Source organism: Serratia sp. X3 (assembly GCF_014982455.1).
GTDB lineage: Bacteria > Pseudomonadota > Gammaproteobacteria > Enterobacterales > Enterobacteriaceae > Serratia > Serratia ureilytica.
In genome coordinates, this window is sequence record NZ_JADCNB010000002.1 from 550,800 (window position 1) to 564,823 (window position 14,024).

Consider the following 14,024-nt stretch of genomic DNA (forward strand, 5'->3'; position numbering starts at 1 on the left):
AAGCGAAATCCTCTGCTTTTTTACAAAAAAGGCCAAATTAGCCAAGCAAGCCGCGAACAAATGCAATAAACTAAATGTATCTTTTCGTAACTTTGTTGCGTTTCTCCCGTGCCGCGATGCATAGCCAGAAGGAGTATGGATGCATAATTCAACACCGCTCATCACCACCATCGTCGGAGGGTTAGTACTCGCCTTCCTCCTCGGTATGCTGGCGAACCGCCTGCGCATCTCCCCTCTGGTGGGGTATCTGGCCGCAGGGGTGCTCGCCGGCCCGTTCACCCCCGGTTTCGTCGCCGACACCTCACTGGCGCCGGAACTGGCGGAAATCGGCGTTATCCTGTTGATGTTCGGTGTTGGCCTGCACTTCTCTTTGAAAGACCTCCTCGCAGTAAAATCTATCGCCATACCCGGCGCCGTGGCGCAGATAGCCGTCGCTACCCTGCTCGGCATGGGGCTGTCCAAGCTGCTCGGCTGGGATCTGATCTCCGGCCTGGTGTTCGGCCTCTGCCTCTCCACCGCCAGCACCGTGGTGCTGTTGCGCGCGCTGGAGGAGAGGCAATTGATCGACAGCCAGCGCGGGCAAATCGCCATCGGCTGGCTGATCGTCGAAGATTTGGCGATGGTGCTGACGCTGGTGCTGCTGCCGGCCTTCGGCAACATGCTGGGCAACGACAACGCCAGCAGCGGCCAGCTGCTGATGGAGCTGGCGCTAACCATCGGCAAGGTCATCGCCTTCATCGCGTTGATGATCGTGGTCGGCCGCCGTTTGGTGCCGTGGATCCTGTCGAAAACCGCCAGCACCGGCTCGCGCGAGCTGTTCACCCTGGCGGTATTGGCGCTGGCGCTCGGCATCGCCTACGGCGCGGTGAAGCTGTTCGACGTTTCCTTCGCGCTGGGCGCCTTCTTCGCCGGCATGGTGCTGAACGAGTCCGAGCTGAGCCACCGCGCGGCGCACGACACCCTACCGCTGCGCGACGCGTTCGCGGTGCTGTTCTTCGTCTCGGTCGGCATGCTGTTCGATCCGATGATCGTGATTAACGAACCGCTGGCGGTGCTGGCGACGCTGGCGATCATCGTGTTCGGCAAATCCGCCGCCGCGTTCCTGCTGGTGAAAATGTTCGGTCACTCCAAGCGCACCGCGCTGACCATTTCCGCCAGCCTGGCGCAGATCGGCGAGTTCGCCTTTATTTTGGCGGGCCTCGGCATCGCGCTCGGCATGATGTCGGAGCACGGCCGCAATCTGGTGCTGGCCGGCGCCATTTTGTCCATCATGCTCAACCCGCTGTTGTTCACCCTGCTGGAACGCTATCTGGCCAAAACCGAAACCATCGAAGAGCAAATCCTCGAAGAGGCGGTGGAAGAAGAGAAACAGATCCCGGTGGATATGTGCAATCACGCGCTTGTGGTCGGCTACGGCCGCGTCGGCAGCCTGCTGGGCGGCAAACTGGCCGAAGCGGGCATCCCGCTGGTGGTGATCGAGAACTCCCGCCCGCGGGTGGAAGCGCTGCGCGAGCAGGGCATCAAAACAGTGCTGGGCAACGCCGCCAATCCGGAAGTGATGGATCTGGCGCGGCTCGACTGCGCACGCTGGCTGCTGCTGACCATCCCGAACGGCTATGAAGCCGGCGAGATCGTCGCCTCGGCGCGCGCCAAGCGCCCGAACATCGAGATCATCGCCCGCGCCCACTACGACGACGAGGTGGCCTACATCACCGATCGCGGCGCCAATCAGGTGGTGATGGGCGAACGGGAGATCGCCAACAGCATGCTGAACATCCTGCAGCTGGATACCCTGAGCGAAGAAGAAAAAATGGGGGGCTGCCCGATCTGAGGCACCGCGCATAAAAAAAGGTCCGGCATGCCGGACCTTTTCTTTTTCAGCGGGTTAACGTTCCCAGTAGGACTCTTCCAGACTGTCTTCGCGCTCCGGCAGGCCGCGCGTGAGGCGCGGCGAATGCTGGTTCAGCACCTGGTAGCTGACGCGGTTGGCGTATTTGCACACCTGCGCCAATGAGGAGTAGGTCAGGTAACTGCGCACGTGCTTGCTGGAGTTCGGCACGTTGTGGCGGTGATAACCGTTGGCGGCGATATCGTGCAGCAACGCCGACAGCGCGCCGTCGCCGGCGCCGTTGGTGTTCATGATCCTCTCCGGCCCGCCCATATACGGCGCGATGTGCGAATAAACGCGCAGCGGATTTTCACAGTGCTCGCGGCGCATGGCGCGGCTGAACTCGTAGCGGTTGAACTCGGCGATATGCCCCGGCAGCAGCGGGTGCTGGGTCTGGCGTTTGTTGGCTTCTTCGGTGTAGCCCGCCATATACAGGCCGTTCGGCCCGGCGGTGCACAACACCAAATCCACCCAGTCCAGCGCCATGTCCGAGGCGGTGAGCGGATCGCTCAGCCCGGTCAGCTCCAGCGCTTCGTCTTCGTTCATCGCCAGAATCGACACGTTTTCCTTCAGGAAGTCACGCCACCACTGCGGGTTGTCGGCGATCACGTACTTGGTGCCCAGGGTCAGCACCACCGGCACATCGTGTTTTTTGGCGTATTCGATCGCCTGCAGGGTGGCGGCCTTCATCGGCTCGCCCTCCTTGCAGCGCACCAGATAAGAGCTCAACACCAGCGCCGACGCGCCGGCGATCACCTCTTCCGGAATGCTTTCCGGGCGCAGCTGATTCATCTGGCCGGGGTTGATGGCGAAGGTGCGCTCGCCGCTTTCGCCGATCAGCGTGAAGCAGCGGCCGATGGCGCCGTCTACGCCCTGCAGATAGTTAAGATCGGTACGGCTGGAGGTATTGCACAGGTAACGGTAGGCGTAGCTGCCGATTTTCACGTTGCTGCACATCACGCCGAGCAGCACCGAGCGGTCGTCCGCCAGCACCGAATAGTTGTGCATGGTATTGCCGATGGTGCCGCCGGCGAACTGATGGGTGACCAGATTATTTTCGTTCAGTTCCTGATACAGCGCCTCGGCGACGTCGTCTTCGATCACCAGAGAGTGGCCCAGGCTCAGGCCGTAGCGCTGGACAAAAGCGTCGTCCACTTTCGCCTCGATATCCACCAGCGTCTGGTCGATGCCGACGATATACGAGGTGCTGATTTCACTTTCGGGCTGGGCCTGCTGCAGAAGCGGATCGCGGGCGCTCACCGGGAAATAGTGTTTGGACTTGCGTTTACCAGGAAATTTCATGTGATTGGTGGTGGTGGCGGTTTAACAAGCGGAGAATGTTAACACATCCCCGCCCGATCATGATGCATCTAATAGACAGATTATGAATGATTACAGACGCTGCGCCACCAACTGCTGCATCATATCGATATGCGCCGGTTCATCGTTCAGCGCAGAGATGTACTCAAACTTCTCGCCGCCGGCCTTGAGGAAGATCTCCCGGTTCTGCTCTTTAATCTCTTCCAGCGTTTCCAGGCAGTCCGCCGAAAAACCGGGGCAGATCAGCTGAATGTGCTTCACGCCCTGCGCCGGCAGCCCTTTTAGGGTCTCATCGGTATACGGCGTCAGCCACGGCTCACGGCCGAAGCGCGATTGGTAGGTCATCATCACTCGCTCCGGCGCCAGCGGCAGCGCGGCGCTCAGCGCTCGCAGCGTATCCTCGCAGCGCTGCGGGTAGTCGTCGCCCAGGCGCGCATAGCGTTTGGGGATACCATGGAATGACAGCACCAAACGGTCCGGCTGGCCGTGTTCGGCGAATGAACGCTCCACGCTTTGCTGCAGCGCGGCGATATAGGCCGGGTGTTCGGCATAGTCGCGAATGAAAGCCACCGACGGCAAGCGGCGATAGCCTTTCAGCACCCGGGCTACGCCGTCCCATACCGCCGCGCTGGTGGAACAGGAATATTGCGGATAGAGCGGCAGCACCACCAGGTTGGTCACGCCCTGCGCCAGCAGCTTGTCGATGGCTTCCGCCAGGCTCGGCGAGCCGTAGCTCATCCCCAGCTCCACCGGCGTATTCGGCATGCGCGCCGCCAGCGCCCGCTGTTGGCGGCGGCTGTACACCAGCAGCGGCGAGCCTTCTTCCATCCACACCGACTGATAGAGTTTCGCCACGCGCGGCGAGCGAATCGGCAGGATCGCGCCGTTGAGGATCGGCCACCAGATCAGCGGCGCCGTATCGACCACGCGGTCGTCACTGAGGAATTCCTTCAGATAGCGTTTGACCGCCGACGAGGTCGGCGCATCTGGCGTGCCCAGGTTCACCAGCAATACGCCGTGTTTCTCTTGCTTCATCTCAGTTCCCCTCATTTCCTTTCCGGCCGGCATTCCGTTCTGGGTCGGGATGTCAGCAGCCATTAATGCCGGCTATTGTAACGGAAAAGTCCTGCGTCGAAACCGATAACAGCAACAGGCTATGCCTGTGGGCCTCTTCCTTGCGCCAGCTGCCATACCGCCGCCACGTTGCGCGCCGTCACCTGCAGATTGCGATCGGCGTCCGCCAGCGCTTCTTCCAGCGTCACGATGCGATCGAGCACCGAAAACGCCGCATCGATGCCGTGTTGATGCACCACCGAATAATCCGGCGTCAGGCTGCCGGCGATGGCGATCACCGGCACGCCGTGACGCTTGGCCACCCGCGCCACGCCGATCGGCGTTTTACCGTGGACAGACTGGCTGTCCAGCCGCCCTTCGCCGGTGATCACCAAATCGGCATCGCGCACCGCCTCATCCAGGCGCAGGGTTTCAGTGACGATCTCGATGCCCGGTCGCAAGCGCGCGTCGAGCATGCCAAGCAGCGCCGCCCCCATGCCGCCCGCCGCACCCGCCCCTGGCTGGGTCAGCACGGCGCGGCCGGTTTCCCGCTCCAGCAGTTCGCCATAGTGGTGCAACGCCGCATCGAGCTGCGCCACCATCTCCGGCGTCGCCCCCTTCTGCGGCCCGAATACCGCCGACGCGCCCTTTTCGCCGCACAGCGGATTATCGACGTCGCAGGCGGCGGTTACGCTCACCCGTTGCCAACGTGCGTCCAGCCCGGCGAGATCGAGGTGCGCCAGCTGTGCCAGCGCCGCGCCGCCCATTGGCAGCGGGCGACGATCCTTATCCAGCAATTTAACGCCCAGCGCCTGCATCATTCCGGCGCCGCCGTCGTTGGTGGCGCTGCCGCCGATGCCGAGAACGATCGCCTTCACACCGCGATCCAGCGCCGCCAACATCAGTTCGCCGGTGCCATAACTGGTGGTGATGCGCGGATCGCGCCGGTTGGGCGGCGCCAAGTGCAGCCCGGAGGCGGCGGCCATTTCAATCACCGCGGTTTCACCGTCGCCCAGCAGGCCATAAAATCCCTGCACCGGCTCGCCCAGCGGCCCGGTGACCGTCACCTGAACGATTTCGCCGCCGGTGGCCGCCACCATCGACTCCACCGTGCCTTCACCGCCGTCCGCCATCGGCAGCTTCACGTAGTGCGCCTGCGGGTAGATTTGGCGGAATCCCCGTTCGATGGCGTCGGCGACGCCGAGCGCGCTCAGGCTCTCTTTGAAAGAATCCGGGGCAATAACCACTTTTTTCAGCGTTTTCATCACTGTTCCTTATCCCGCCAGGTTAAATACGCCAAACATCAGCGCTGAGATTGCCGCGATGGTGAACCCCACCAGCGTTTCATACGGCAACAGCTTGAGCCGCTCATGCACCGCCATATTGACGCTGCCGCCGGTGGCGTGGAAGAAACTGCCGTGCGGCAGGTGATCCAGCACCGTGGCGCCCGCATGGATCATCGCCGCGCCGGCCAATCCGCTCACCCCCAGCTCCAGCAGCGTGGAGCTGAACACCCCGGAGGCGACGGCGGTGCCGGCGGTGGTCGAGGCGGTCGCCATCGACATCAGCGCGCCGGACAGCGGCGCCAACAGCCAGGCCGGCAGCCCGGTATGCGTCAAACCGGTAATCAAGACATCCTTCAGCGCCGAGTTGGCGATAATGCCCGCCAGCGTACCGGTGCCGAGCAGCATGATCGCCACTGGCGCCATGCGCGACAGGCCGGAGACCATAAACTGATTGCACTGGCGAATGCGCCCCATCAACAGCGCGCCCGCCAAACCGCCGGCCGGCAACGCGATCAGCGGATCGACGGCGATCCCGGCGATCGGCCGTAGCGACAGCAGCAGGATCGCCACCAGCGGCGCGCTGATCGCCGCGGCAAAGCCCGGCCGCGCGCCCTCGGCATGCTGAGTCAACTCTTCGGCCATCACCCTGCTGCCTTTATCGCTCAGGCGGCGCGCCAGCAGATAGGCCACCACCAGGCCGCACAGCCCCGGCACGATGCCGGCCATCATCACCGAGGTGAGCGGCACGTGGAAGTTGTCCGCCGCCGCGATGGTGTTCGGATTAGGCGACATCACATTGCCGGCCTTGCCGCCGCCGATCATCGCCAGCAGGATCGCCGCGCGTGAAATGCCGGCCTTCTGGGCGATCGACAGCGCGATCGGCGCGACGGTGATCACCGCCACGTCGATAAACACCCCCACCGCCGTCAGGATCAGTGTAGCCACCGCCAGCGCCAGCAGCGCGCGGGTTTCGCCCACCTTGCGCACGATGGTTTCGGCGATGGTGTGTGCCGCGCCGGATTCGATCAGCACCCCGGCCAATACCCCCGCCGCCAGAATACGCATCACGGCGTTGGTGATGCCCTGCGCCCCGCCGATCATCAGCGTCACGGTCTGCACCAGATCGGCGCCGCCGCACAGCCCGCCCGCCAGCGCGCCGGCAATCATGCCGTAAGCCGGCGGAACCTTGCGTAAAATCAGGACGATGGCGACGGCTAACGCCACCAACGCCCCCAGAGTGGATACGGTTGTCATTGTTGTTCTCTCCGTGGTTGATGTGCAGGCCAACATATCCCGCGCGCCCGGCGTTGGCCTGAGGGGAAACAACAAAAAATCGCCGAAGGAACGGCGCGGAATTTGTGGGTTGGCACAACTCAGTCGTGCATCAGCATGCCGATATACAACCGCAGAGCGTCGGTTAATTGATTGATTTTCATGCCGGTTATCGCTTCGATGCGCTGCAGGCGATAGCGCAGGGTATTGACGTGAATATGCAGCTGCGCGGCGGCCTGCGTCTGATCACAATTCTGCGAAAAATAGTGGCGTAGCGTGGCGCGCAGCACGCCTTTTTCATCCTGTTCGCCCAGCGTCCGCCAGGGGCGCCCCAGCTCTTGCGCTCGCCAGTCCTCCCCGAGATCGCACAGCAGCGACGGCAGCGGATAGTCGTGGTAGAACAGCGTGGCGTGGCGCAATTTCAGGCGCTGCGCCATCGCCTGGGTGGCGCGCGCGGTCAGGCTGGAGCGGTAGGCGCTTTGCGGATCATCATAAAAACCGCCGACGATCAGCCGCACCCGAAAGCGGTGCTTGAGCTGGTTTTGCAGACGCTGCGCCTGTTGGCGCTCCAGCTTCAGGCTCCACTCGCCTTGCGCCATGCTGGCCGGGCGCAGCAGGGTCATTTCATTGAAGCCGGTAATGGCGATCAACGCATCGCGCTGGGTGGCCTCCAGCTCAGCCAGCAGTTCGCGCAGCAGGTGCGGCTGCGCCTCTTGCAGCTCGACGATCCACACGATGCGCGCCTGGCGCAGATCCAATCCCAGATACGCCGCCATCGCTTCCAGCGACGCCGTGTTCGGCTGCGGCTGCAACAGCTGATTCGCCAGCTCTTCCCGGTAGCGTTTTTCCCACTGGTGCTGATCCAGCAGCGCCGCCTGCTCCACCATCATCTCCGCCGCCATCTTGACCAGCTCGGCGTAAGCGCGCACCTCGGCCGGCTCGCCGGAAATGCCGATCACTCCCACCCGCTGATTGCGAAAGCTGAACGGCAGGTTGATGCCGGGCCGCACGCCCTTCAGGTGTTCGGCGGTGGCGCGGTCGATCTCCACCACCCGATTCTCCGCCAGCGCCAGCACCGCGCCTTCATGACGCTGGAACAGACGCTGCGGGTTGCCGGAAGCGATGATCACGCCGTTGCTGTCCATCACGTTGACGGAATGGCTGATGATGCCCATCGCCCGCTGGACGATCTGGCGCGCGGTGGCTTCCGCCAGAAGAGTGGTTTGTCTGAGCATGCCGGCTCCCTGCTGAGGATGAAAACGCAGGCTTGTTATACGCCATTTGGCGCGGGCGATTAACGATCACGGCCGCAACAAGCCGCCGCGATCACAATTTAACGGGAAAACGGCAAAAAAAACGCCGGGCCACAGGCCCGGCGTCATGCACAGCCAGCTTGCTATCAACCGAGGATGGTCGCCAGCTCTGCGCTCACTTCGGCCACCTTGCGGGTGCCGTCGATTTTGCGGTATTGGGTGTTGCCCGCTGCCGCTTCTTTGCTGTAGTAAGAGATCAGCGGCGCGGTCATCTGATGGTATTCCACCAGGCGCTTGCGCACGGTCTCTTCCTGATCGTCCTTGCGCGTGGTCAGCTCTTCGCCGGTCACGTCGTCTTTGCCTTCCACCTGCGGCGGATTGAACTTCACGTGGTATACGCGGCCGGACGGCGCGTGCACGCGGCGGCCAACGATGCGGTCAACGATCAGCTCGTCCGGCACGTCGAACTCCAGCACGAAGTCCACGTTGATGCCGGCTTCTTTCATCGCGTCAGCCTGCGGAATGGTGCGCGGGAAGCCGTCCAACAGGAAGCCCTTGCGGCAATCTTCCTGAGCGATGCGCTCTTTGACCAGCGCGATCACCAGCTCATCGGTCACCAGCTTGCCGGCGTCCATGATCTCTTTCGCCTGCTTGCCCAGTTCACTGCCGGCCTTCACGGCTGCGCGCAACATATCACCGGTGGAGATTTGCGGAATGCCGTATTTCTCCATGATGAATTGAGCCTGAGTACCTTTACCAGCGCCCGGAGCGCCCAGCAGAATGATACGCATTGCGTAAATCCCCTTGCTATGTAGTTTTTATAAAATTGCGAAAACGCTCAACGATACCATTTCAGGGGGGGCAGGCTCAAGGCGCGCGAAGGAAATCGATTGCGGAATGTGCAAAAAAACAGACGAACAAAAGGCGAGAAAATGCGGGGAAAAAACGAAAACGCGCCCCTAACGGTGCCGTTAAGGGCGCATATCTTCAACTTTAGGCGGACAACAACTTATTCATGCGACGGATGAACAGGTTCGGATCCTCCAGCGTACCGCGTTCAGCCAGCAGCGCCTGATCCAAAAGCAGGTCGATCCATTCGGCGAAATGTTCGTTATCGCCCACGTCGGATGCGCGTTTGACCAACGCATGCTCAGGATTAAGCTCGAAAATGTACTTCACTTCCGGCGCCTGTTGACCGGCGGCGGCGAACAGCTTGGCCATCTGGGTGCTCATTTCGTCGGCGTCGGTCACCACGATCGCCGGCGTATCGGTCAGGCGGTGCGTCAGGCGCACATCCTTCACGCGATCGCCCAGCAGGGTTTTCACGCGTTCGATGAACGGTTCCAACTGCTTCTCGGCGGCCTTCTGCTCTTCGGTTTCATCCGCCAGTTTATCCAGCGTTTCATCCGCCTTGCTGACCGACTGGAACGGCTTGCCGTCGAATTCGGTCAGGTAGCTCATCATCCACTCGTCGATGCGATCGGACAACAGCAGCACTTCAATGCCTTTCTTGCGGAACAGCTCCAGATGCGGGCTGCTCTTGGCGGCGGCGTAGCTGTCGGCGGTGATGTAGTAAATCTTTTCCTGCCCTTCCGCCATGCGGCCGACGTACTCTTCCAGCGACACGGTCTGCGCCGAGCTGTCGCCGTGGGTGGTGGCGAAGCGCAGCAGTTTGGCGATCGCTTCCTGGTTGCCGTTGTCTTCCGCCGGGCCCTCTTTCAGCACCAGACCGAACTGTTGCCAGAATTTCTGGTAGCCTTCGGCGTCGTCTTTGGCCAGCTTATCCAGCATCTGCAACACGCGCTTGGTCAACGCGCCGCGCAGGTTCTGCGTCACGCGGCTGTCTTGCAGGATCTCGCGCGATACGTTCAGCGGCAGATCGTTGGAATCGATCAAGCCGCGCACGAAGCGCAGATAGTTCGGCATGAACTGCTCGGCGTCGTCCATGATGAACACGCGCTGCACGTACAGTTTCAGGCCGTGCTTGTGATCGCGGTTCCACATGTCCCACGGCGCCTGCGCCGGGATATACAGCAGGCTGGTATATTCCTGCTTGCCTTCCACCCGATTGTGGCTCCAGCTCAGCGGATCGGTGAAATCGTGGGCGATGTGTTTGTAGAACTCTTTGTACTCTTCGTCGGTCACGTCAGCCTTGCTGCGGGTCCACAGGGCCTGCGCCTTGTTGATCTTCTCCCAGGTGACGGTGCCGTCTTCTTCGTTCTTGCTTTCGATCTCCACCGGCAAGGCGATGTGATCGGAATATTTGCCGATCACCGAGCGCAGGCGCCAGGCGTCGAGGTACTCATCTTCGCCTTCGCGCAGATGCAGGGTGATTTCGGTGCCGCGGGTCTCTTTGGTGATGTCGGCGATGGTGTAGTCGCCTTCACCGGCGGACTCCCAGAACACGCCCTCGTCATCGGCGGCGCCGGCCGCGCGGGTGCGCACGGTCACTTTGTCCGCCACGATGAACGCCGAGTAGAAACCGACGCCGAATTGGCCGATCAGTTGGCTGTCTTTCGCCTGGTCGGAACCGATGGATTCCAGGAACGCTTTAGTGCCCGATTTGGCGATGGTGCCGAGGTTTTCGATCACTTCGTCGCGGCGCATGCCGATGCCGTTGTCGGCAATGGTCAGGGTGCGCTGCTCTTTATCGAAGGACAAACGCACGCGCAGCTCGCCGTCCCCGGCATACAGCTCCGGCGCGGACAGAGCGCGAAAGCGCAGCTTGTCGGCGGCGTCAGAGGCGTTGGAGATCAGCTCGCGCAGAAAAATTTCTTTGTTGGAGTACAGCGAATGGATCATCAAATGAAGCAGCTGTTTTACTTCAGACTGGAACCCGCGGGTTTCTTGACCTTTCATACTCATTGATTACCTCAAAGACAATGGCTACCAAAATCGAACAATGAGGATCAGATGAGGGTCAGGGTCTTGTTTTTCAAGCGGACGGCGGGAAATTTTTGGCAAAATAATGGGGCCGGGCGGCCCCATTCGGGAAAACATCAGAACTTGATGGCGTGGCGCCCCGCCAGCGAATGCGACAGCGTGGTGCCGTCGACCATCTCCAGCTCGCCGCCCACCGGCACGCCGTGGGCGATGCGGCTGGCGAGCACGCCATACTGGCCGCACATCTCGGCGATATAGTTGGCGGTCGCCTCCCCTTCCACCGTCGGGTTGGTGGCGAGGATCACTTCGGTGATGCTTTCCTTTTCCAGCCGTTGCTCCAGGCGATCCAGACCGATATCGCCCGGCCCGATGCCGTCCAGCGGCGACAGATGCCCCATCAGCACAAAGTAGCGCCCGGCGAACTGGCCGGTCTGCTCGATGGCGTGGATATCCGCCGGGCTTTCCACCACGCAAATCTGGCCGTTTTGCTGGCGGCGCGGATTGGCGCAGATGGTGCAGACGTCCTGCTCGGTGAAGGTGCGGCAGTCGACGCAGTGGCCGATCTCCGACATCGCGCGCGTCAACGCCTGCGCCAGGCGCATGCCGCCGCTGCGATCGCGCTGCAGCAGCTGAAACGCCATGCGCTGCGCCGATTTCGGGCCGACGCCCGGCAGGCAGCGCAGCGCCTCCATCAGGGATTCAAGGAGCGGGCTGGTTTGCATCAGAACGGCATCTTGAAGCCAGGCGGCAACTGCATGCCGCTGGAGACGGAGGCCATTTTCTCTTTCTGGGTCTCTTCGATGCGGCGCGCGGCGTCGTTAAACGCAGCGGCGATCAGATCTTCCAGCATCTCTTTGTCGTCTTCCATCAGGCTTGGATCGATTTCCACGCGGCGGCAGTTGTGCGCGCCATTGATGGTGACTTTCACCAGGCCGGCGCCAGATTCGCCGGTCACTTCCAATTTGGCGACTTCTTCCTGCATCTGCTGCATTTTTTCTTGCATTTGCTGGGCTTGCTTCATCAGGTTGCCCAGACCGCCTTTACCAAACATAGTCGTCTCTCGTCGCTAGGGCCGCGCACATCGCGCAGCGTTTAAAGGGGGCGAATACTCTCTTCATCCAGATCCGCGTCGAAAAATCGGCGCAGCGTCTGAATGTTGGTATCCGCTTCGATGGACTGGCGCGCCTGCGCCAGCTTTTCCTCATAGATGGCTTGTCGCCATTCCAGCGGGGTGCGCTCCGCCGGATTATCGTCCTCCACCACGGTCAGCTCGATCGGGCTGCCGTACAGCTCACCGAGCGCGTCGGCCAGCGTCTTCTGCGCCGAAGGCGAATTCAGATGGCGCTGCGAAGACCGCAGATGGAGGCTAATCTTGCCCGGCTCCGGCTGCTGCTTGAAGGCGTTCAACGCCAGCTGCTGCACCAGTTTCGGGATCTTCAGCTTATCGATTTCCGCCGCCCAGGCATCGCGCTCTAGCGACTCCACCACCAGCTTGGCGGCCAGCTCCGGCGTTTTCTCGTGTTCCAACGCCGTGCGCAGCGCTTTCGGCGTCGCCAGCGGTTCCGGCGCCGCCTCGGGCTCGGTCTGAGCGCGCCAACGATAGGCTTCCGGCTTCGCCGGTTTTTCCGGCACCTTCTTCTCCGCCAGGCGCTGCTGGCTACGCTCGGTCACGGAAGCCAAACGCCCCAGCGCCGAGTTTGCCGGCCGCGCTATTCCTGGCGCCGCCGGCTCATTCTTTTTTGGTGTGGATGCTCCCTGCTGCCGTTGCAGCTGGGACCGCGCTTTCAACAGCTGGGCGGTGGCATCCGGTAAAGGGGTCGATGATTGTCGCTGCGGCGCGGCCGGCTGCCCTAGCGGCGGCGGCGCGTCCTGAAACTGCGGCGGCTGTGGCGATGCGGCGGCCTGCGGCTGCGCCATCGGCGCCGGCGCGGTCTGCACCAACGCCACCGGCTCCGGGATCACCGCTTTCGGGTGAAACGCCAGCGCGCGCAGCAGGGTCATCTCAACCCCCATACGGCGATCCGGCGCATAGGCCAGCTCTTTGCGGCCCACCAACAGCGTCTGGTAATAGAGTTGCACATCGGCCGGCGGCAGGGTGCGCGCCAGCTCACGCAGCCGTTGTTCCACGGCGGCGTAGTGGTTGTCGAGCATCGAAGGCAGCAGTTGCACCATCGCAATGCGGTGCAGCAACGCCAGCGTCTCCACCAGCAGGTTTTCCCAATCCACGCCCCGCGAAGCGGCCTGCGCGACCTGCGCCATCACCTTTTCGCCGTCGGCGCTGACCAGCGCTTCGAGGATCGCCAGCGGCTGCTCGTCATCGAGCGTGCCGAGCATCTGGCTGACGGTGGCAGCGGTCACCTGCCCCTGCCCCATGGCGATCGCCTGATCGGTCAGGCTCAGCGCATCGCGCATGCTGCCGTCGGCGGCGCGCGCCAGCAGCTGCAGCGCGCGGGCGTCGCTGGTGATCTGCTCCGCCGTCAGCACCGTTTCCAGCTGCTGGCGGATCTGATCGACGTCCAGCGCTTTGAGGTGAAACTGCAGGCAGCGGGAAAGAATGGTCACCGGCAATTTTTGCGGATCGGTGGTGGCCAACAGGAATTTGACGTGCGGCGGCGGCTCTTCCAGCGTCTTCAGCAACGCGTTGAAGCTGTGGCGCGAGAGCATATGCACTTCATCGATCAGGTAGACCTTGAAGCGGCCGCGCGCCGGCGCGTACTGGACGTTGTCCAGCAGATCGCGGGTATCTTCCACCTTGGTTCGGGAAGCGGCGTCGATCTCGATCAGATCGACGAAGCGCCCCTGCTCGATCTCGCGGCAGTTGTCGCATTGGCCGCACGGCGTGGCGGTGATGCCGGTTTCACAGTTCAGGCCTTTGGCCAGCAAGCGGGCGATGGTGGTTTTCCCCACGCCGCGCGTGCCCGAGAACAGATAGGCGTGATGGATCCGCCCCAGCGAGAGGCCGTTGGCCAGCGCGGTCAGGACATGTTCCTGGCCGACCACGTCTGCGAACGTTTGAGGGCGCCACTTACGGGCGAGAACCTGATAGCTCATTAATACCGGAGAAGTCGA

The 14,024-nt window shown here is 62.3% G+C and carries 11 protein-coding genes and 1 other annotated feature; of the genes, 1 reads left to right on the top strand and 10 read right to left on the bottom strand.

Going from position 1 to position 14,024, the window contains the following annotated elements:
• Positions 1-139: 139 nt before the first annotated feature.
• Positions 140-1,831 carry a YbaL family putative K(+) efflux transporter gene (ybaL, locus tag IMX17_RS12990; protein WP_025160055.1) on the top strand — a complete coding sequence of 564 codons (1,692 nt, stop codon included), beginning with the start codon at positions 140-142 and terminating at the stop codon, positions 1,829-1,831.
• Between the two features lie 54 nt (positions 1,832-1,885).
• On the opposite strand, the gene IMX17_RS12995 is transcribed toward ybaL, so the two are convergent.
• The 10 genes from IMX17_RS12995 to dnaX all read right to left on the bottom strand — a co-directional run bounded on the left by IMX17_RS12995 (position 1,886) and on the right by dnaX (position 14,006).
• Positions 1,886-3,190 carry an inosine/guanosine kinase gene (locus tag IMX17_RS12995; RefSeq protein ID WP_046897494.1) on the bottom strand — a complete coding sequence of 435 codons (1,305 nt, stop codon included), beginning with the start codon at positions 3,188-3,190 and terminating at the stop codon, positions 1,886-1,888.
• 90 nt (positions 3,191-3,280) lie between these two features.
• Positions 3,281-4,243 (bottom strand): ferrochelatase, encoded by a 963-nt coding sequence (gene hemH, locus IMX17_RS13000; protein WP_046897495.1) that lies wholly within the window; start codon positions 4,241-4,243, stop codon positions 3,281-3,283.
• Between the two features lie 119 nt (positions 4,244-4,362).
• On the bottom strand, positions 4,363-5,526 hold the full coding sequence (locus IMX17_RS13005; RefSeq protein WP_046897496.1) for a glycerate kinase: 1,164 nt from the start codon (positions 5,524-5,526) through the stop codon (positions 4,363-4,365).
• Positions 5,527-5,535: 9 nt separating this feature from the next.
• Positions 5,536-6,801 (bottom strand): GntP family permease, encoded by a 1,266-nt coding sequence (locus tag IMX17_RS13010; protein ID WP_042783808.1) that lies wholly within the window; start codon positions 6,799-6,801, stop codon positions 5,536-5,538.
• A 119-nt stretch (positions 6,802-6,920) separates the two neighbouring features.
• Positions 6,921-8,054 carry a sugar diacid recognition domain-containing protein gene (locus IMX17_RS13015; protein WP_193549834.1) on the bottom strand — a complete coding sequence of 378 codons (1,134 nt, stop codon included), beginning with the start codon at positions 8,052-8,054 and terminating at the stop codon, positions 6,921-6,923.
• 164 nt (positions 8,055-8,218) lie between these two features.
• The gene (adk, locus tag IMX17_RS13020) at positions 8,219-8,863 is read right to left on the bottom strand and encodes an adenylate kinase (protein WP_004940261.1); all 645 of its coding nucleotides are present in this window, start codon (positions 8,861-8,863) and stop codon (positions 8,219-8,221) included.
• 202 nt (positions 8,864-9,065) lie between these two features.
• Positions 9,066-10,931 (bottom strand): molecular chaperone HtpG, encoded by a 1,866-nt coding sequence (gene htpG / locus IMX17_RS13025; RefSeq protein WP_046897498.1) that lies wholly within the window; start codon positions 10,929-10,931, stop codon positions 9,066-9,068.
• A 140-nt stretch (positions 10,932-11,071) separates the two neighbouring features.
• Positions 11,072-11,677, bottom strand: coding sequence for a recombination mediator RecR (gene recR / locus IMX17_RS13030; RefSeq protein ID WP_046897499.1), 606 nt, complete (start codon positions 11,675-11,677; stop codon positions 11,072-11,074).
• Positions 11,677-12,006, bottom strand: a complete 330-nt coding sequence (locus IMX17_RS13035) for a YbaB/EbfC family nucleoid-associated protein (protein WP_004940264.1) — start codon at positions 12,004-12,006, stop codon at positions 11,677-11,679. The genes recR and IMX17_RS13035 overlap by 1 nt, the downstream gene beginning before the upstream one ends.
• A gap of 41 nt (positions 12,007-12,047) precedes the next feature.
• Positions 12,048-14,006, bottom strand: coding sequence for a DNA polymerase III subunit gamma/tau (gene dnaX / locus IMX17_RS13040; RefSeq protein WP_046897500.1), 1,959 nt, complete (start codon positions 14,004-14,006; stop codon positions 12,048-12,050).
• Positions 12,651-12,715, bottom strand: a sequence feature (DnaX frameshifting element). (Overlaps the previous gene by 65 nt.)
• Positions 14,007-14,024: the final 18 nt, after the last annotated feature.

Excerpts from the sequence above, each read along its gene's own strand:
- ybaL (WP_025160055.1), top strand. The coding sequence starts at position 140 with ATGCATAATTCAACACCGCTCATCACCACCATCGTCGGAGGGTTAGTA.
- IMX17_RS12995 (WP_046897494.1), bottom strand. The coding sequence starts at position 3,190 with ATGAAATTTCCTGGTAAACGCAAGTCCAAACACTATTTCCCGGTGAGC.
- hemH (WP_046897495.1), bottom strand. The coding sequence starts at position 4,243 with ATGAAGCAAGAGAAACACGGCGTATTGCTGGTGAACCTGGGCACGCCA.
- IMX17_RS13005 (WP_046897496.1), bottom strand. The coding sequence starts at position 5,526 with ATGAAAACGCTGAAAAAAGTGGTTATTGCCCCGGATTCTTTCAAAGAG.
- IMX17_RS13010 (WP_042783808.1), bottom strand. The coding sequence starts at position 6,801 with ATGACAACCGTATCCACTCTGGGGGCGTTGGTGGCGTTAGCCGTCGCC.
- IMX17_RS13015 (WP_193549834.1), bottom strand. The coding sequence starts at position 8,054 with ATGCTCAGACAAACCACTCTTCTGGCGGAAGCCACCGCGCGCCAGATC.
- adk (WP_004940261.1), bottom strand. The coding sequence starts at position 8,863 with ATGCGTATCATTCTGCTGGGCGCTCCGGGCGCTGGTAAAGGTACTCAG.
- htpG (WP_046897498.1), bottom strand. The coding sequence starts at position 10,931 with ATGAAAGGTCAAGAAACCCGCGGGTTCCAGTCTGAAGTAAAACAGCTG.
- recR (WP_046897499.1), bottom strand. The coding sequence starts at position 11,677 with ATGCAAACCAGCCCGCTCCTTGAATCCCTGATGGAGGCGCTGCGCTGC.
- IMX17_RS13035 (WP_004940264.1), bottom strand. The coding sequence starts at position 12,006 with ATGTTTGGTAAAGGCGGTCTGGGCAACCTGATGAAGCAAGCCCAGCAA.
- dnaX (WP_046897500.1), bottom strand. The coding sequence starts at position 14,006 with ATGAGCTATCAGGTTCTCGCCCGTAAGTGGCGCCCTCAAACGTTCGCA.